The organism is Oligoflexia bacterium, from assembly GCA_034439615.1.
GTDB lineage: Bacteria > Bdellovibrionota > Bdellovibrionia > JABDDW01 > JABDDW01 > JAWXAT01.
Genome location: JAWXAT010000017.1, coordinates 29746 through 48199, shown reverse-complemented (window position 1 = coordinate 48199; position 18454 = coordinate 29746). Strand labels below are relative to the sequence as shown.

The 18454-nt window shown below is 39.9% G+C and carries 17 protein-coding genes; 12 read left to right on the top strand and 5 right to left on the bottom strand.

The window, feature by feature from the left end; genetic code table 11:
- Positions 1–48: 48 nt before the first annotated feature.
- Genes SGI74_04550 through SGI74_04520 form a run of 7 tightly spaced genes read left to right on the top strand, consistent with a single transcriptional unit; the run spans position 49 to position 7319 of the window.
- Positions 49–678 carry a TonB family protein gene (locus SGI74_04550; GenBank protein MDZ4676761.1) on the top strand — a complete coding sequence of 210 codons (630 nt, stop codon included), beginning with the start codon at positions 49–51 and terminating at the stop codon, positions 676–678.
- Entirely contained in the window at positions 675–2891 is a 2217-nt protein-coding gene (locus SGI74_04545) for a TonB-dependent receptor plug domain-containing protein (GenBank protein MDZ4676760.1), read from the top strand. The genes SGI74_04550 and SGI74_04545 overlap by 4 nt, the downstream gene beginning before the upstream one ends.
- Positions 2891–3712 carry a hypothetical protein gene (locus SGI74_04540; GenBank protein MDZ4676759.1) on the top strand — a complete coding sequence of 274 codons (822 nt, stop codon included), beginning with the start codon at positions 2891–2893 and terminating at the stop codon, positions 3710–3712. Before SGI74_04545 ends, SGI74_04540 begins: the two co-directional genes overlap by 1 nt.
- Positions 3713–3759: 47 nt before the next feature.
- The gene (locus tag SGI74_04535; protein MDZ4676758.1) at positions 3760–4125 is read left to right on the top strand and encodes a YbaN family protein; all 366 of its coding nucleotides are present in this window, start codon (positions 3760–3762) and stop codon (positions 4123–4125) included.
- Positions 4095–5603 carry a S8 family serine peptidase gene (locus SGI74_04530; protein ID MDZ4676757.1) on the top strand — a complete coding sequence of 503 codons (1509 nt, stop codon included), beginning with the start codon at positions 4095–4097 and terminating at the stop codon, positions 5601–5603. Before SGI74_04535 ends, SGI74_04530 begins: the two co-directional genes overlap by 31 nt.
- Positions 5600–6658, top strand: coding sequence for a tRNA-dihydrouridine synthase family protein (locus SGI74_04525; GenBank protein MDZ4676756.1), 1059 nt, complete (start codon positions 5600–5602; stop codon positions 6656–6658). Before SGI74_04530 ends, SGI74_04525 begins: the two co-directional genes overlap by 4 nt.
- The gene (locus tag SGI74_04520; protein MDZ4676755.1) at positions 6618–7319 is read left to right on the top strand and encodes an esterase; all 702 of its coding nucleotides are present in this window, start codon (positions 6618–6620) and stop codon (positions 7317–7319) included. Before SGI74_04525 ends, SGI74_04520 begins: the two co-directional genes overlap by 41 nt.
- On the opposite strand, the gene SGI74_04515 is transcribed toward SGI74_04520, so the two are convergent.
- Complete coding sequence (locus SGI74_04515) at positions 7295–8092, bottom strand: alpha/beta hydrolase (GenBank protein ID MDZ4676754.1); 798 nt, start codon at positions 8090–8092, stop codon at positions 7295–7297. The genes SGI74_04520 and SGI74_04515 overlap by 25 nt on opposite strands.
- Before the next feature lie 186 nt (positions 8093–8278).
- On the opposite strand from SGI74_04515, the gene SGI74_04510 reads away from it, so the two are divergent.
- A complete protein-coding gene (locus SGI74_04510) occupies positions 8279–9016 on the top strand; it encodes a lytic transglycosylase domain-containing protein (GenBank protein MDZ4676753.1) in 738 nt (245 codons plus the stop codon).
- Positions 9017–9020: 4 nt separating this feature from the next.
- On the opposite strand, the gene SGI74_04505 is transcribed toward SGI74_04510, so the two are convergent.
- Positions 9021–9389, bottom strand: a complete 369-nt coding sequence (locus tag SGI74_04505) for a response regulator (protein ID MDZ4676752.1) — start codon at positions 9387–9389, stop codon at positions 9021–9023.
- Between the two features lie 129 nt (positions 9390–9518).
- Here SGI74_04505 and SGI74_04500 point away from each other — a divergent pair, with 129 nt between their 5' ends.
- Complete coding sequence (locus SGI74_04500) at positions 9519–10010, top strand: rhodanese-like domain-containing protein (protein MDZ4676751.1); 492 nt, start codon at positions 9519–9521, stop codon at positions 10008–10010.
- 71 nt (positions 10011–10081) lie between these two features.
- Positions 10082–11398, top strand: coding sequence for a peptidoglycan DD-metalloendopeptidase family protein (locus SGI74_04495; GenBank protein ID MDZ4676750.1), 1317 nt, complete (start codon positions 10082–10084; stop codon positions 11396–11398).
- Positions 11399–11637: 239 nt separating this feature from the next.
- On the opposite strand, the gene SGI74_04490 is transcribed toward SGI74_04495, so the two are convergent.
- On the bottom strand, positions 11638–12333 hold the full coding sequence (locus SGI74_04490) for a hypothetical protein (protein MDZ4676749.1): 696 nt from the start codon (positions 12331–12333) through the stop codon (positions 11638–11640).
- 137 nt (positions 12334–12470) lie between these two features.
- On the opposite strand from SGI74_04490, the gene SGI74_04485 reads away from it, so the two are divergent.
- Together SGI74_04485 and SGI74_04480 are read left to right on the top strand one after the other, a co-directional pair.
- Positions 12471–13535 carry a hypothetical protein gene (locus tag SGI74_04485; GenBank protein ID MDZ4676748.1) on the top strand — a complete coding sequence of 355 codons (1065 nt, stop codon included), beginning with the start codon at positions 12471–12473 and terminating at the stop codon, positions 13533–13535.
- A 178-nt stretch (positions 13536–13713) separates the two neighbouring features.
- Positions 13714–15543: a phosphoenolpyruvate carboxykinase (GTP) gene (locus tag SGI74_04480; protein MDZ4676747.1), complete on the top strand. Its 1830-nt coding sequence runs from the start codon at positions 13714–13716 to the stop codon at positions 15541–15543.
- Here the strand turns inward: SGI74_04480 and SGI74_04475 are convergent.
- Entirely contained in the window at positions 15538–16479 is a 942-nt protein-coding gene (locus SGI74_04475) for a rhomboid family intramembrane serine protease (protein MDZ4676746.1), read from the bottom strand. The two genes, SGI74_04480 and SGI74_04475, sit on opposite strands and share 6 nt — an antisense overlap.
- Positions 16476–18410 carry an RDD family protein gene (locus tag SGI74_04470; protein ID MDZ4676745.1) on the bottom strand — a complete coding sequence of 645 codons (1935 nt, stop codon included), beginning with the start codon at positions 18408–18410 and terminating at the stop codon, positions 16476–16478. Before SGI74_04470 ends, SGI74_04475 begins: the two co-directional genes overlap by 4 nt.
- Between the last annotated feature and the right edge of the window lie 44 nt (positions 18411–18454).

The following is an 18454-nucleotide window of genomic DNA, read 5'->3' as shown; positions in this document are numbered from 1 at the left end:
TACCACATTGACCTAGACTCTTGAAGCCAAATCAGCGATCTTACGGTCATGAAAAAGCTTGCCGCCCTTGAGATTTCTCTGGCGCTTTCGATTTTTTTACATGGTTTTTTACTCGGCTTATTAGTTGGTTTTCAAAACTATAACCCCACACAATCCACAACACTTGAAGTCTCAATTATTGAAACTCCAACTACACCACTCAACACGCAGCCAGTTAAGCCCATGATTATTCCTACTCAAACTTCCAAAACCTCTAAGAAAGCTGTACCGACAACGGGTGTCTCACGTAATTCTACAGTGAGCGAATCAGATACGGCTGCAAAAATTGGAAATACACTTTCTAAAGCGCCAGATAATTTACCACCAACAGATGACGGACTTCCTCCTGCGACCGAAGATTTCTTAGTCAACAAATGGCCGATGCTTCAAAATGATGTACGCACACCCTACCCGCGAGACGCAAAACAAAAAGGTGTTGAAGGTGCAGTAGTAATGGATCTCTACATTGATGGAGAAGGTAGAGTTAAAAAAGTAAAACTCGTGCGCGGCCCAGGTTACGGACTCAATGAAGCAGCCCTTGAAGCTGCAAAACAATTCTTATTTTCACCAGCTAAAGTTGGTGAAAAAGCTGTGCCCGTGGTAATTCGATACAGCTATAAATTCGTGATACAAAAATGAAAGAACAACACGTGATAAGATTTTTAAGTTCACTTTTTATTTTAATTTTATCTTTCAATGTAAATGCCGACACACCAATTAAAGGGCGTCTCATGGAGCTAGGCACACGAACTCCATTTACCGATATCACATTTTTTATTTTACCAGAAAAAACACGGGTTACCACAAATGAAAAAGGAGAATTTGAAACCACACTCCCCGATGGTAAACACTCTGCTCACGTGAATATTCCCGGTTACATCAAAACAAGAATTGATTTTGACGTACCACATAATGGCTCAGTTGAACTGCTTGTTGAAAAATCAACTTACAATCCCTATGAAACCACAGTTCAAACCAAAGCTAATACAGTACAAGTTAGTCAAAAAAATATTTCGGCCGCTGACGCTTCAAAAATTGCAGGTACCGGCGGCGATACACTGCGCGCAGTTCAAACATTGCCTGGCGTTGCACGTTCATCAGCAACTTCTGCCAACGTAATCATTCGTGGCAGTGATCCTAATGACACTCATTATTTAATCGACGGCCATGAAGTGCCAATAATTTTTCATTTCGGTGGTCTCGCTAGCGTTGTAAATACAGACCTTTTAGACGAGGTGATTTATCTCCCCGGTGGTTTTGGCTCACCGTACGGAAGAGTCACAAGCGGTATCATAGGCACCACTCTTCGTGATCCGAAAACTGATCGCATGCACGGGTATATTTTTGCCGACGTTATCAATGCGGGGCTCTTAATTGAAACTCCACTGGGTTCAAATTGGAGTTTAGGAATCACTGGTCGACGCAGTTATATTGGCGATGTACTTAAAGCCGTTGCAAAAAATAATAAAAGTTTTGAATTTTCTGTAGCCCCCTATTATTACGATGGCCTTATCACCGCCACTAATAAAATCTCTGAAACCAAAAAACTAAAGTTTTCATTATTAGGTTCTTACGATGAGCTTTCTTTTTTAATTAAAGAACCCAGAGACACAGAACCCGCTATACGGGGCAATCTCAACAACATTACAAAATTTTACCGCGTCATCGGAACTTACACAGACAAAATTTCAGAAACCGATACGTTTAAATTTTCAACAGCCTACGGTGTAGATAATGTTCATTTTGACATAGGCGATTATTATTTCGACTTAGCTACAAAAAATATTTCTATTCGTACCGATTGGGAACATCGACATAACACTAGAAACGCCACACGTATTGGCGTTGATAATGTTTATTGGGAAGGTACAGTAAAATATAAAATTCCACTAACATTCGGAAATCCAATTACTGTCGCCAATCTTGTTGAGAATGAAACACATCCCAAAGAAGCACAGACAGCTGTATTTACTGAACATAGAGTTGGTTTACTTGAAGATTCTGAAAAATGGACTCTCACCCCAGGTGTACGCGTAGATCGCTTTAAAATTACCCAAGAAACTCTCGCCTCGCCTCGACTCTCCAGTCGTTACGCACTTAGTGATTCTTTTGCTTTACGAGCAAGTTCAGGACTTTATTATCAACCACCAAATCCACAATTCACAGACTCTGTGTATGGAAATCCAGGTATTCGATCACCCCACGCTATTCATTATGTTTTAGGTGCAGAAGCAAACCCCAATCTAGCTTGGTTTAATAGTTTCACACTGGAAACAGATTTATTTTACAAAGATTTACGCGATCTCATCATTACAAACTCTAGAATGCGTTATTCAAATGATGGCATTGGCCGCATTGTAGGAGCAGAACTCATGATGAGGTTTGCAAAAAATCAATGGGCTGGTTGGCTTAGCTACACTCTCTCACGCAGCACACGCACAGAACCCGATGCTTCAGAACATACTTTTAAATATGATCAAACCCATAACGTCACGTTAGTGGCAAACTACAAAACAACAACGAGTTGGGAATATGGCTTGCGGGGCCGCTATGTCACGGGCAATCCAAAAACTCCAATTGTGGGCGCTCGCTTTGATGCAGACAATGACACCTATGCCCCCGAATATGGCTCTGCGTATTCAGAAAGATTGCCCGCATTTTTTCAAATTGATTTTCGAATCGACAAAAGATGGGTCTACAACACCTGGATTCTCAATACTTACTTAGATATTCAAAATTTAACAAATTCAAAAAATGTTGAAAGCATAAGTTATAGTTATAATTTTTCGCAAAAAGAATACATCACAGGCCTTCCTCTAATTCCAAGCTTTGGCTTGAGAGCGGAGTTTTAATGTTTTATAAAAACTTATTTTTAACAATTCTTATTTTTGCAAGCACCACTGTATTTACAGCTTGTACTGAATCTAAATTGCCTAAATATAATCTTGTGAATTCTTTGCGAATTTTGGCCATGAAAAGTACAGCCCCTGAAGTTTCAATTGGCGACGCAATACCCGTTGTCTCTGCATTAGTACTTGACCCCGATGGAGCCGGTCGCACAATCACGTACACTTGGGTCGGCTGCCGTGAACTTCCCACTTCATCTTCAACGCGTTTTCAATGTGTCGATGCTCCAGATAAAATTTCTTTAGGTTCAGCTACCACATCAAATGCTGGAGCAGAAACCATTGCGTTAACCATGCTGGCGCTCGTTTCAGCTGCACAAGCACATAATGGTGTTAACTACATTGTCTCCCTCACAGTGACAGCAGGGAGTGAGACCGTTACCGCTTTTAAAAGAATTGTCGTAACTTCAAAAGCTACAAAAAATAATAATCCCAGTGTCACAGCACTTACGCGAAACACGGTAACACTTGCCGATAATGACCTAATAGGAACAGGTACTGTGACATTAGAGGCGACAATACCCTCAGCTAGTTATGAAAATTATACTTTTATGGACGCACTAAATAACACACGCAATGTTCAAGAAGACATTCTCATCACGTGGTTTCAAACAGAGGGCACCATGGAGGCCACACGCACTTTTAGCGGTGATAAAAACAATCAATGGACAGCCCCCGCGCCAAAAACACGATCACTTGTACAACTCACCGTAGTGCTCCATGATGGTCGCGGTGGCACAGATTGGAAGACGATTATTCTTCAGTGATTTTCACCTCTATTTCTGATACAGCCTCAGTCATGTTGAAGCCACCGATGAACTACATTTTAACTGCTCTAGGTTTTATATTTGTAGCTTTGGGTATTTTAGGAATTATTTTACCATTAATTCCTGGTGTTCCGTTTTTAATTTTAGCAGCACTTTGTTTTTCAAAAAGTTCACCCAAACTTCATCATTGGCTCATCTCACTTCCCCATATCGGGCCCATGTTAAAAGATTGGGAACGACACGGAGTCATTGAGCTCCAAGCAAAAATCGCAGCTACCATTATGATTTTTGTACTTATAAGTTACCCCTTGATCTGGGGCCCGATCTCACAAACTATTAAAATTGTGATCGCATCGATAATTTTATGTGTATTGGTGTTTATATGGACACGCCCCTCCGTGAGGATAAAATAAATATGCAAATTTCAAATTTTAGAATTCTGCTTTTAATAATTCTCAATATCCATTTAACGACCTCAACATTTGCGCATACACTTGAAGAATCAATAACAATGTTTAAAAACGGGTACGTTCAAGAAAAAATATTACTGATAAAATTTAAAGACATACTTAATTCTAATATCTTTGGAAAATCAGCACCCATTAACAAAAGTCAATTTAAACTCAACACAAGTATTTCGTACAAAGTAGAGCCGGTGTTTTTAAGCGGTAAAAAAAGATATCCCAATGTGCCATCGCATTTCGCAAAAACTATAAAACCACCTAATCTTGAAAATTATTATTATTATTATTTTACTCAAGCACCCACACAAGACCAAGCCAAGGCACTTCTAGAATCACTCTATGCAGATCACAATATTGCCTACGCATACTTTGAGCCTGAGTTGTTTGACACTGTGATTTCTGAATCAAAATTAAATCTCAGTCACGTAACTAAAACTTCACAAATCGAGGACACACTTGATTTTACTCCCGGTTTTGATTCCACTCCAGATTTTCAAGACCGACAAAATTATTTAGAATCCGCACCTCAAGGTGTAAACGCTAAATACGGCTGGGCAACACCCGGTGGCACAGGCAAAGGAATTAAAATAATCGATATTGAAAGGGGTTGGATCGCAAACCACGAAGATTTTAACCTTCCGTTTTGGAGTAGTGATTCTAACTTAAACCTTGAACACGGCTCTGCCGTTTGGGGCGTAGTCGCTGGTAAAAACAATGGCACTGGAATAACAGGAATTGCCCACGAATCAGCTTTTGGATTTTCAGGCACTGTAGATAGTAGCGGAGATGGAAATTATTTTTCATCTGCAGCGCGTGCAATTGAATTAGCCACCACACAGTTATCTGCCGGCGATGTTCTTATAATCGAACAACAAACTAGAGGACCCATTAGTTATGTCCCCGCTGAATATTGGGAATTGATTTTCAATGCGGTAAAGACTGCTTCACTTAAAGGTATTTATGTCGTAGCAGCTGGAGCAAATGGTTCAAGCAGTCTTGATGACAAAGCAAATTTAGGAGCCTTTGATATTCAAGTACGAGATTCAGGAGCGGTTTTAGTTGGCGCTGGTGCTCCACCTACAAGTTTTAATCATCTGAGTCGCGTATGGCTTTCAAATTTTGGCAATCGAATCGACGCTTTTGGTTACGGTGAAGATGTTACGACTACTGGTTTTGGCGATCTTTATGGAACCAATCCCACCAACAATTACACAGCACGTTTTTCAGGCACCTCAAGTGCAACAGCTATTGTAGCCGGCGTAGTTGCTGCACTCTCTGGAATCGCTAAAGCTGAAGGTAAGCTCTTAACCCCATTACAAATGCGTGAAGCATTAAGAAAAACAGGCACTCAGCAAAAAGGAAATACCAATGAACGCATTGGAAATCTTCCTGATATTTCTGAACTTCACAAATACATCAACAGATGAGTTTTAATTGGATTGAGAAAAACAAACCAGCCCTTGTTCTCGCTCCAATGGAGGGAGTGACGGATTATCCCATGCGCACTTTACTCACAGAACGCGGTGGATTTAGCTATTGTGTCGCTGAATTCTTACGCATCAGCCAAGAACTTTTACCCAAAAAAGTTTATCTCAAACACGCCCCCGAATTAAATCATGGTGCAAAAACTTTTTCACAAGTACCCGTTCAAATTCAACTACTGGGTGGCAATGCCGAACTGATGGCAAAAAGTGCTCAAACTGCAATTGAACTTGGAGCTTTGGCAATTGATATTAATTTTGGCTGCCCCGCACCCACAGTGAATCGCAACGATGGCGGCGCTACACTTTTAAAATACCCTGAACGCATTAAAGAAATTGTAAAAGCAGTTCGCGAGGCAGTTCCATCTCACATTCCCGTTTCAGCAAAACTTCGTTTAGGTTGGGATAATATGGATTCCATATTTACCAATGCAAAAAAAGCCCAAGATGGTGGAGCCAGCTGGATCACCATTCACGCACGCACAAAAACCCAAGGCTACGCACCACCAGCTCACTGGAAATACATCGGCGAAGTACAAAAACAACTTAGTATACCCGTTGTTGCAAATGGGGAAATTTGGACCTTAGAAGATTTTAAAAAATGCCAAGTTGAAACAAATTGTGAACATTTCATGATTGGTCGAGGCGCATTAGCGAATCCATCATTACAACATCAAATTGCACATGAACTAGGTTTACCCATTCACTCAAAATTATCTATTGCGGCACAAGATCTTCACCCCATCGGCATTGAAATATCTGACTGGGCACCACTTCTCACACGTTTTATTGACCTCACCAAAGATAAATCTCCCGATACTCAATATACGGTTTGTCGTATTAAACAATGGCTTAAAATGGCAAACCAGAGACGTGAGCTTCTATGGTTTGATGAAATCAAAAAAACAAAAAGTGTTTCTGATATTAATTTTATCTTAACAAGAATGAACGAGGTACATCATGGCACGACCTTCAAAAATGAGAAAAATCGGCTCTCTTGAAGTTATCGAAATTCCAGGGCAACCCAAAAGCCCGTGTATAGTTTTTTTCCATGGCTATGGTGCAGACGCCACTGATTTAGTTCCACTGGCAAATGTTATTTCAGCCCCCCCGGGCACAACTTGGTTGTTTCCTAACGGAACAATGGAAGTCGAACTGGGACCTCATTTTTCAGCACGGGCGTGGTTTCCGATTGATATTGAAGCACTTGATAGAGCGCGTGCTGAAGGCACACATCGAGATCTTTCAAACACAACACCACCTGGAATTAAACAAGCCAGAGAAAAAGTTTTTGAAATGCTTAAAACCTTAAACATTCCTCTTTCCCAAGTAATCTTCGGAGGCTTTAGCCAAGGTGCAATGCTTGCTACAGCGTTAACACTCTATGCACCTGAACCACCAAAAGGGCTCATCATTATGTCAGGCGCATTGTTAGATGGAAAAATTTGGGCCGAAAAAGCAAAAAATCGCACAGGACTTTCTTTTTACCAAAGTCATGGAACTCGCGACGACCTACTCGGACTTCAAGGCGCACAAGCCTTAGAGAAAACTCTTTTAGATGCGGGGCTTAAAGGAAAATTACAAACTTTTAGCGGAGGACACGAAATTCCTCAAGAAGTTCTTCACGGAGTAAATAATTATCTTCGAGGACTTCCAAAATAATTAAAATGTTGGCGTATTAAATCTTTAATTATATTCCACTGACTTGTGCCGACAGCAGCTTCATCTGTAATAATATGATGCATTGATTGTGAAAGTGTCGAGCTAGAGTTAGTGACCTCGACCAAATTCCATTGATCTAATTGAAACTGATTTTTTATTTTCATTATTCCTTTATAACTAATCACCTCGTCTTTCGGGTCGATGAAAAGTAAAGTTGGAATATTTGAGGCTTTAAAGTTCTGCATTCTAAGATTTGAGATCGCATTAAATAGAACATTATACGCACCCACAGAAGTACCTTCGACATTGGCGCGGTATTCAATGGGGCTCATGCTAAATATCATGAGCTGAGGTTTAAATATGCGAACAGCTTTTAAAAGCTGCGTGCGTGCATGCATTGATATTGCCGGTGCAAAAAGGACAACTCGCTCAAAGATGATATGTGTTTCTGTATTTATCAATTCTTGATAAAGCAAACCGCCAAGTGAAAAACCCACAAAGTACAAGGGCACTGCTTTAGACAGCGCCAGTTTTTTCGCTTCTTCGTAATGCTGAAGACTTTCAGTTTTCCATTTTTCTTTAGTGACCTCTCGCATTTCTTGAAGATCTCCGCGATGACCACTGAGTGCTATGCGATAGACATCGTAACCTTCGGAGTGAAAAAACTTAGATAGTGAATCCATTTTAGAAGGCTTCATATTAAGCCCGTGAGCAAGTAAGATTACCCCCTTACTTTGATGCGCTACTTCAAACCATTGAGATTTCTCATTCAACTGCAAGGCTCCTTCCACGACGATTTGCTGAGCGCTACTTTGACTCATAAAACTCATTAAAAAGAAAACAATCGAAATACACTTCATAGGGGTTTTATTTACAACAAATCTCGGCCAAAGTCTAAATGGCATTGAGATTATCTATGATAGATGACTATAAATCGCATTTTCACATATACTTAATAAATGGCGACTAAACGCAAAAAAAAACTTGCCTGGTTAAAATTTTGGGTCATAGCGATCCCTAGTTTTTTTACCATCAACTGGTGTTATCACGCCATCAATAAGCCCTCAGAAGTCATTGGACTTTTCGACTCTCATTTCTATAACAGTCCACGAAATACGTGGCAAAATCTAGGATCTGACTTCAAAGATCACTCTACATCAATTATAACTTCAGATTTTTTGGCAGCTCTTGCGCAAACTGAAACTCAAGGAAATCCAATAGCACGTACATATTGGCAATGGTCGTTTTCTACAAATCCATTTAAAATTTTTGCACCCGCTTCAAGTGCTGCTGGTTTGTTTCAAATTACAGATGGAACTTATGCCCAAATGAAAAGATTCTGCATTCACAATGGAGAAGTCGTAAAAGATGGTCCATGGTATGAAATTGGTTCGTGTTGGTTTAACTTTGCATACAACCGATTAATTCCCAGTCATGCAATTGAAATGACAGCAGCCTATTTAGATTATCATGTAACAAAATTAATAAAAAGATATCGAGGAGCTCCACCAAACACTCAACAAAAACAAGAGCTAGCGGCCATCATTCATCTTTGTGGGCCACAGCGCGGAGAACAATTCGTGCGCAACCGTTTTCAATTAGCATCAATCGGAAATTGTGGGGCACACAATCCTCATGCATACGTAAACAAACTTAAAAAATTACAATCAGGATTTTCTAATTCGCGAAATAATTGATTATTTAATGTTTTAAATAAGGCGCGAGCATTCGGAGCAGCTCTTCAATATCTACCGGCTTTGTAATAAAACCTGTAGCCGTGATACCTGGTGGTCGATAATCAGGAGTTGCACTGAAAACAAAAACAGGAAGTTCTTTATAACTAGGATCAGCATCGAGACTTTGTTTAAACTCCCAACCGTCCATGATGGGCATTCTTAAATCAACGATCACAAGTTTTATTTTATTTTTTTTAAGTAGATCAAGCCCATCAAGGCCATTGGCTGCAGTGACAACTTCATGTCCCTCAGAAATAAGAAGTTCAGATACTGATTCTCTGATGGATTGATCATCATCAATGATTAATATTTTTTGAGTCATGTTCTGATTCATCCGATAGGAATATCCACCACCTTTTACTAACCGTCAACTATACACTGGTGGTTTTTTTATACACTACATAATCTCCGTGTTACGGGGCAAAATTTCCCATTTTCGAATGACAGTTTTTTGGCGTCATATTTGCTTTCTCATAATGAATATTGTCAAACCTTAGACAAGAAAGTGAGCGACTTTATGGAAAATACTCTTAAAGTACTCGATCCTCAGAGAGCAAAAGATTTTTTTGAGAATAAATTAAACTTCACAGCTAGCCCAATGGAAATAAAACATCTAATGGATGAAGGTGAAGCGCCACACATCATTGATGTACGAAGTGCGGTTGATTTTGAGATGGGCCACATTCCAGGCGCTTTAAACATTCCAGAAGAAAAATGGGGTGATTTGACACTTCTCAAAAAAGATCAAACTAACGTGATTTATTGCTATTCACATGTATGTCATTTGGGTGCAAAAGCCGCTTACCATTTTGCCTCTCACGATTTTCCTGTACTCGAGATGGAAGGTGGATGGAAAGCATGGGGCGAATTCGACCTACCCGTTGAGCAAGGTCTCCATTTTGAAAAGAATTTCGCTGCTGAAAAGGCGTTAATGGACTTCGAAAGCGCGCACTGACACGCGCGCTGTGTCGATATTTAAGCATTCTTGACTGGTCGGGCAAGAAATTTTCTGTTTATAATCGATAAATGGAAAAAGTAAAAAAACTTGGTTTCAAAAAAATTACCGTCCTCTGCCTTGTTATTTTGATGTTCAGCTTTGGAATTTATTTTGGTGGCCGCAAACTCTCAGGTTACGGACTAAACGATATCCCCTCTACAGATCCACAAGCTGCAGCAAGAGCTGAAATATATCCGTATGAATTGAAAAAAAACAAAACAGCTTTTGATATTTTGCAAGAAGCCGGACTCACAGGGTTTGATATCCATCAAATCGTTGAAAATACCAAACCACACTTTAATTTGAACAAACTTAGAGCTGGTACAAAATATCAACTTTTTCGCGAACCAGAACCTAGTAAAGAATTAAGAGGAATTACTTTTAAATTTTCGCCAGAAGAATTTTTAGAAATTAAAAAAGAGACTGATACTACAACCAAAGCCCTTATCTGGAGTGCAAAAATAATTCGCGAAACTGTTGAGATAAAACTTGTCACCTATGCAGGCATTGTTACCGATACACTTTGGGGTTCTGCAGAAAATGCAGGTATGGATCCAAATCTTATTTCTGAGCTAGCTGAAATTTTCGCATGGCAAGTTGATTTCGCCAGAGAAGTTCGCCCTAATGATCGTTGGCGTTTATCGGTAGAACAAAGACTCGTACATGGCCAACCTTTCGGATGGGGTAAGATCCTCGCAGCTGAATACGAAAATGTGGGCGAAAAAAATATCGCCATCCTCTTTCGTCAAGAAGGCAAAGATTTAGGTTACTTTGCACCCGACGGATCAAGTCTTCGTAGAATGTTTTTAAGAACACCCATGCGTTTTGGGCGCATTTCATCACGTTTTCAAAAAGCTAGATTTCACCCTATTTTAAAAATCAGACGCCCACACTTAGGCGTTGATTACGCTGCACCCACCGGCACACCCATTCGCGCAGTTGGTGATGGCGTTGTGCAAATCGCAGGCTTTCGTGGCGGCGGTGGAAACACGATAAAAATTCGCCATAACTCTGTATACGAAACTGCTTATTTACATTTAAGTCGCATCAATGTGCGCCAAGGTGCTCGCGTCAGCCAAGGCCAAGTTATCGGTCATGTGGGCACTACTGGCTTATCAACAGCGCCCCATCTGCATTTTGAATTTTTCCAAAATGGCCGCTACATTGACCCTCTTGGAAAAAAATTTCCATCAGCTGAACCAGTCCCGACAACGATGATGTCCGTTTTTTTAGCAGCACTCCAACCTTCCCTTCAAACTCTACCTCCGTGGCCCTCACAAGGTGTTGCGCAGACAAACACACAAATGCCCACAATCGATTCTAGAAATCCATCATCAGATATGTAGGCTTATTGACTAAGTCGCGCTTGCGGACTTCATTTTCTTAAGTCAGAATTTATCACCCTATGAAGTTAGGCATCTAATAGAAGCCTAACTCTATAGGTGTAATCTTGTGGTGCTCGTTTCACGTTGTATTTCGAAACAAACATCAGTCCGAAACTATTTATTAAAAGAACGGTGAATTTGCATAGAAATCGAAATACCCTGGTTGAAAAACTAAGGCGTTTATATTCTAACGTACACACCTAATTTAAAGGTGCGCGCTCCGCATACCAGCCTAAGACACCAGAAATCTTATCGCCATTTTCGAATTCAAAGCTTGGAAAAACATGGTAAAAAACAGCTGAACCTGGGTGTTCTACCCACGAAGTTTCCAGCTCTATCCCAATTTGATTTCCAAAAATATTATCCAATTTTGTAAATGCAACACCAGTATCGTGATCAAAGGCATATTGCATAGATCGAATCTCATCTAATGCGCCGTCAATGCCGTTTGCATATACCTCTTTGGCTGTTGGTGTTCTATAAATGTACATATTATTTTTTACTGTAGAGGCTGTTTTATAACCTATGACTTTTGTAGGTGTACGAAGAATGTGTTGTGTATTTTCAAAAGGTGTCACTCGTACTAATTCAAGAATCTTTTTAAATCGAGCATTTTGTGTATCTCCGATAATAAGCATGTAAAAGGTAAGGTGATTCATGCCTGTGGCATCTACCTGACAAACATTTGTGGACTGAGACATGTATTCGCCTACGTTCTGAAATTTATTAATGATTTGCCTATAGAGCGCTGTTGTACCTGTTGTTTGATTGGTAAGTTCTTCACAGGATTTTGGCGATATAACATCCATTTCAGAAGTAGCCATTAAGTGTTGAGCTGCTTCTAAACTGCTCACGTTTGTAAAAATACAGATGGCTAATATAAATAGAAATTTCATGATTCCCCCTTTTGCAAATTCTTTACAGTAGAAAGATTCTTCACAAGTTTAGATTGAAGTCAATCACTTCATGAATAGCATCTTCCTTCCTATTTGAAAGTGAGATATAAGTTGTGGCTGTTTTTAAATTAATAGGAATGAACGAGGTAAACGTGTTTAGAAATTGGGCATTAAACATTATTTCAAGCCTTAGTTTTTTAGTATCCAGCTCAAGCTTTGCCTCTAATGTTGTGCACGGCCAAATTGCCATCTTTCAAGATACTAATCCTATTTCTATTGAAGTTGTACTGCCTGAGTTCTCAGGTGGAGTGCTTCAAAATAAATTAATTCATTTTGCAAAACTTCCTGAGAATATTAAATCAGATAATAAAGGTTGTTTTTGTTTTGATCTTAATGATGAGCGTTTTGCTTTTGTTCACACATATTACTATGCTACAAAAGCACTTGAATATTATAACGCAGTTTTTTTAAAACTTGGCCTGCCCCTGCTTCATGATTTAGAAATCAACTTAAGCAAAGATGTGAGTCTGCCAACTACAGGTGGTTATGCGACAATAAAAACAATGGTTCTTGCCTATCCTAGACCCGCTCTTGATATTTCTATACTTGCCCATGAAATTGGACATTTTGTGCACTTCAATGCCGCTGGACAGGAAATATTTGGAAATGCAGACGGTAAGACGAATATGGAAGGTGTTCAAAATCTTGGTATTCATGAGGGCACAGCAAACCTACTCTCCGCCCTATTTACAGGGAGCTCACAAATCGGAAAAGCTGGCGGGTTTAGCTTTGATATCGATAATTTTATTCGATTTCCAGATCTTTTAATATCTAAACGTGAGGCTAAGGTGAGACTACTCGCTGAGCCTATAATTTTACAAAATTACCCTGCATTTGCGATGAAGGGATTAAAAAAGCTTAAAAGTATTGATGCTGATCTAATTCAATCTGAGAACTACGCATTACCTGACCCTTATTTAAGTTCTTCTGTTATCAATCAACCTCTTTGGCGAGCAACATTTCAATTTGGTATTGAGAGAATAAAATTACTATATATTAAAACCATCTCTGAACTTAGGACTTTTAGTTCGTATTCTGATCTTGCAAATGCTCTTTTAAAAAATGCTAAACTGATGAATGTATCTTTGTATGAAACTTTAAAAAATGATTATCAGGTAAGAGGACTGCATTTAACGGAGTAGGTCATCTACTTCTAATCATGGCTATGAGCCTTCAGTAACTTGATAGCCCTCAAACCAAATGTACAGATACTCCACAGAGTTATGCGGGGCGTTATTGTATTGTATTTTTCAGTGGAAATTAACGCTCCCGCATCTTAACTTAGTCAAATCACCATAATTACTGGAGGGGAAGTTCGGTATGGGTAGCCATAGAAATCAAAAATTACTTGCGTGGGTTGATGAGATCTCAGCACTTTGCCAACCATCAAATGTTTATTGGTGCGATGGATCAGATGCTGAGTACGATTCATTGTGCGCGCAAATGGTTAAATCAGGCACACTTACAAAACTCAATCCAGAGAAACGCCCCAACAGCTATCTCGCATGTTCTGATCCATCAGATGTTGCACGTGTAGAAGATCGCACTTTTATCTGCAGCCAAAATAAAGATGATGCCGGCCCCACAAATAACTGGATGGCACCGGTTGAAATGAAACAAAAACTCAACGGCCTTTTTAAAGGCTGCATGAAAGGTCGCACACTTTATGTGATCCCGTTTTGCATGGGTCCGTTAGGTTCACCTATTTCACAAATTGGCGTTGAACTTTCTGATTCACCTTATGTTGCTGTAAATATGAAAATCATGACCCGCATGGGTAAAGCTGCACTTGATGTGTTAGGCGATGGTGACTTTGTAAAATGCCTACATTCAGTGGGAGCTCCACTTGCAGAAGGTCAGCAAGACATTGCTTGGCCTTGCAATAAAGATGAAAAATATATTGTTCACTTTCCTGAGGAGCGAGCCATTTGGTCTTTTGGAAGTGGTTACGGCGGCAATGCGCTTTTAGGAAAAAAATGTTTTGCATTAAGAATCGCATCAACCATGGGTCGCGACGAAGGTTGGCTTGCAGAACATATGTTAATTTTAGGTGTTGAATCCCCAACACATGAGAAAAAATATGTTGCAGCAGCATTTCCCAGCGCCTGTGGAAAAACAAATTTTGCCATGCTCATTCCACCAAAAACATTTAATGGCTGGAAAGTCACAACAATTGGTGATGACATCGCATGGATCAAACCCGATGCAAACGGGCAACTTCACGCCATCAATCCAGAAGCTGGATACTTTGGCGTTGCACCAGGTACTTCATATAGAACAAATCCCAATGCGATGGCGACAATTAGTAAAAATACTATTTTTACAAACGTCGCGTTAACAGAAGATGGTGATGTTTGGTGGGAAGGTCTTACTCCAACACCTCCAGCAAAACTTACGGATTGGCAAGGTCAAGAGTGGACACCCGATTGCGGGCGTAGAGCTTCGCATCCAAATGCTAGATTTACTGTACCCGCTGAGCAATGCCCTTCAATAGATAAAGAATGGCTTAACCCGACTGGGGTTCCTATCAGTGCTTTTATTTTTGGTGGGCGCAGAGCTGATACAATTCCCTTAGTTTATGAAGCAAAAAATTGGGATCATGGCGTTTATCTCGCAGCAACTACTGGTTCAGAAACGACTGCCGCCGCAACGGGTGTGGTTGGTCAAGTAAGACGTGACCCGATGGCGATGCTTCCTTTTTGTGGTTACCACATGGCTGATTATTTTAATCACTGGATCAATGTTGGACGTAAGTCAAAAAAATCTCCACGTATTTTTGGTGTTAATTGGTTTAGAAAAAATGCTGAAGGTAAATTTATTTGGCCAGGTTACGGCGATAATATGCGCGTCTTAAAATGGATCTTTGAACGATTGACTCAAAAAGCAGAAGCCCATGAAAGCGCACTTGGTTTTGTTCCACGCTATAAAGATTTAGATTGGACAGGCCTTGAAGAAATCACCAAAAATCTTTTTGATGAATTGATGTCGGTGGACGCTGACAAATGGAAAAAAGAATTAGATTCTCACGCTGAATTCTTTTCTTCACTAGGCACAAAGCTTCCAAAAGAATTCAAACAAATCCAAGAAAATATGAAGTCAGGTCTTCTCACTTCAACTACGCGAAATGTTGAGCCACAACTTCATTTATAAATGTGCATCTACAGGTTGAATTTTAACCATCAACGCACCCATGGTGAGTCCGGCTAAAAATCCACCTAAATGTGCCGCGTGGGCGACACCACCTGCACCAACAGGACTAGCCATCATTCCGGTTACGTCTTGAAGTATCCATAAAAGTAACGCAATACCAGCGGGAGCAGTAAAAGTTCCCATGAATGTTTTTATAGGTATTGGTAAAAGCATGTAGAAAAACTTTACTCTTGTTTTAAAGTAGCGCGCGCAAAACAAACCCATGATTCCTGAAATTGCACCTGACGCGCCAACAATGGGAATACCAGGTTCTGCTTGAACTAAAATATATGCGATAGCTGAAAATAATCCGCATCCTAAATAACCTAGAAAAAAAACTGCAGAACCGAGCCATATTTCAACAAGTGAACCAAAAATTAATAGAAAATACATATTACCCAGCAGATGTAAGTACCCGCCATGTGTGAAGGCGTGAGATATCCACTGCACACCTCCTTTTGAATCAGTCGACAAACCCCAAAAAATTGAAGGCAGACTTGACCAAATATCATGAAATGAATTTACCTTTTCTTGCCACTCAGTAAAAGCAACTTGATCTCCCGCGGGCGCCAGAACACGCGCTTGAGATAAAAAGCCTCGATCTTGAAGTGCGAGACTACCCAAAAATTCAGGCTCTTGCTCAACACTTAAAACGCGCCCCGCGATCATTCGATTTAAATGAGTACCTTCTTCTTTATTTTTCTCTAAATAGTCTGCATAAATTCGGCCATTGGAGCGAAGAAACTCTGGTGTAACAATTTTTTTGAGCTGTTTACTACCCTCGTAATCACCCGGAAACGTAATCAATGCAAAACCAAGATTCATAATAAACAAAACCCATGTGACTGGGGCACGATGAGCTCCTAGCACTCCACGCAACCAAGGTAGAATAATCATTTTCTTTTTCGTTGTTGAGGTAATCGTTTAACAGAGGCGGGTGCTCTCACAGGTATCAAAGCTGTTTGTGCGATGGATAATTGTTGCTTCAAAATTTCATCTTGAGGGTTAATACTTAACATAAATTGTGCAAATTCAGTTGCCTGGCCATATAACTTCTCATTCATCTCAATTTTTTGAATTTGTCGCCCTACAGTTAACCACACAAGCGGCATGATATGACGATCTGCCAATTTAAAAGCACTTAGAGCTTCAGCGTGATTCTTTAATTTATCGCTGTTAAGCCAAGCCACACGTAATTGTGCAATACCCTTTATTTCTTTACTTGAATCTTTAGCGGCTATAACTTTTTTATACAATTCAATTGCTTCGAAGTGTTTATTCTGAACACCAAGTTTTTCTGCGTTTATCAAGTCAGCTGAGACCACCGTCGAAAATAATTTTTCAGCTTCTTCGGTTTTGTTTTGGCAAAGCGCATGACGACCAAGAAAATAGCCTTCATAGTCTTTTAATTTAGAGCCATCTAATATCTTAGCAAGTTTTTTACAACCAAGGCTTTCTGAAGTTGAACATTCACCCGCGACATCAATAGAGCAAATATTAATTGCAGGCAGATACAACAATGGCTTTCCGCTATTCACGGAAAGCCATGATTCAAAACCCGCTCTAGCTTCAGCCTCACGCCCAACACCCATATAACTTCTTAATGTGTTGAATTGTCTGAATTCAGATTTTTCTACATTATATTTGTTAAAATGCTCTAGGGTTTCATTAAATTTAAATTCGGCAATAAGGTAATCATAAGCCCAAAGTGATACGAAATCATTTACCTGCATCAGTGGCAAAACTAGGCCCGCTGCCTCTGCGTATTTGCCCTGGTCATGAAACTCAACTACCTTTACCAAATTACAAGTTCTCGATTGAGGTGAAACCTCGCAAATCTTTTTAAAATAATCAGACTCATGTTTTTGATCAGTGCTTGTTACAGCCTTTGCGAAATAAGCCTGTTCATCTTTATTGTTTGTAACTAGCGCTCGCTCTGCTACTGCTTCTAAACACGTAAGCGGATAACCCCTTAATTGATGGTCTTCTAAGCGTTGAGCAATTTCTGATTTTCCTTGTGGAACTGGATTTTTTTTATCAGTACCTTTGCATCCATCAAGCAGTTTTGATTCACTGGCGATATGTCTCTCGTTTTTAACTTCAGATAGTCCCTCAGATAATCCTTCAGATTTTTCTAATTCTTTTAAAAATGCATTTTCAAACCCTGGTGTATTTTGTTTTATTGTTACCTCATAAACCAACCCCATGAAGAGAATTACAACGCCATAAACCGCGGCGTTCCCCACTGCTTTTTCAAACAGGCCTGGATAGTGAGCTCGATGATGGGGGCGAATGACGATGGTTTCTGCATGAAGATCATGCCATGTTCTTCGAAATTTATCTGTGAATGCACCAATGAGACCAAATCCCATCGCAATATTTGCAAACCAAAATACATTTGTTCGTCTAATTGCAGTTTTCCAACCGATTTTTTGGCCCGTATATGAATTTACAATTTTAAGTCCAAAAACCATCATTCCCGGCGTTGCATTCCAAACTGCAACTGGAATCACTCCATACAAATAAGCTATTGCTGAAGTGATTAAGAATAAATGAATGATGCTTGTGATAACTGCTAGTTTGTTTCCCAATGCCATGGCTTCAGTGAGACCACGTGACCAGGGGCTTGAAATAAATCCGATCAAAATCGACATTACAAAATTATCTATAAAAAATGAAAGTACACGCACCCAACCCGCAGCAATTGGGGCAGATTCGCGCGAAAACGAAGAAACTTTCGAAGATGGTACCCCAGATTGACCCACCGATGGTGGTCTTGGTGACAATAGCCCTGGATGACTGCCCGTAGAAGTATTATTTAAGCCCATACAATTATCTCATCGGTATTACTGGACTAAGATTGAGGTAAATT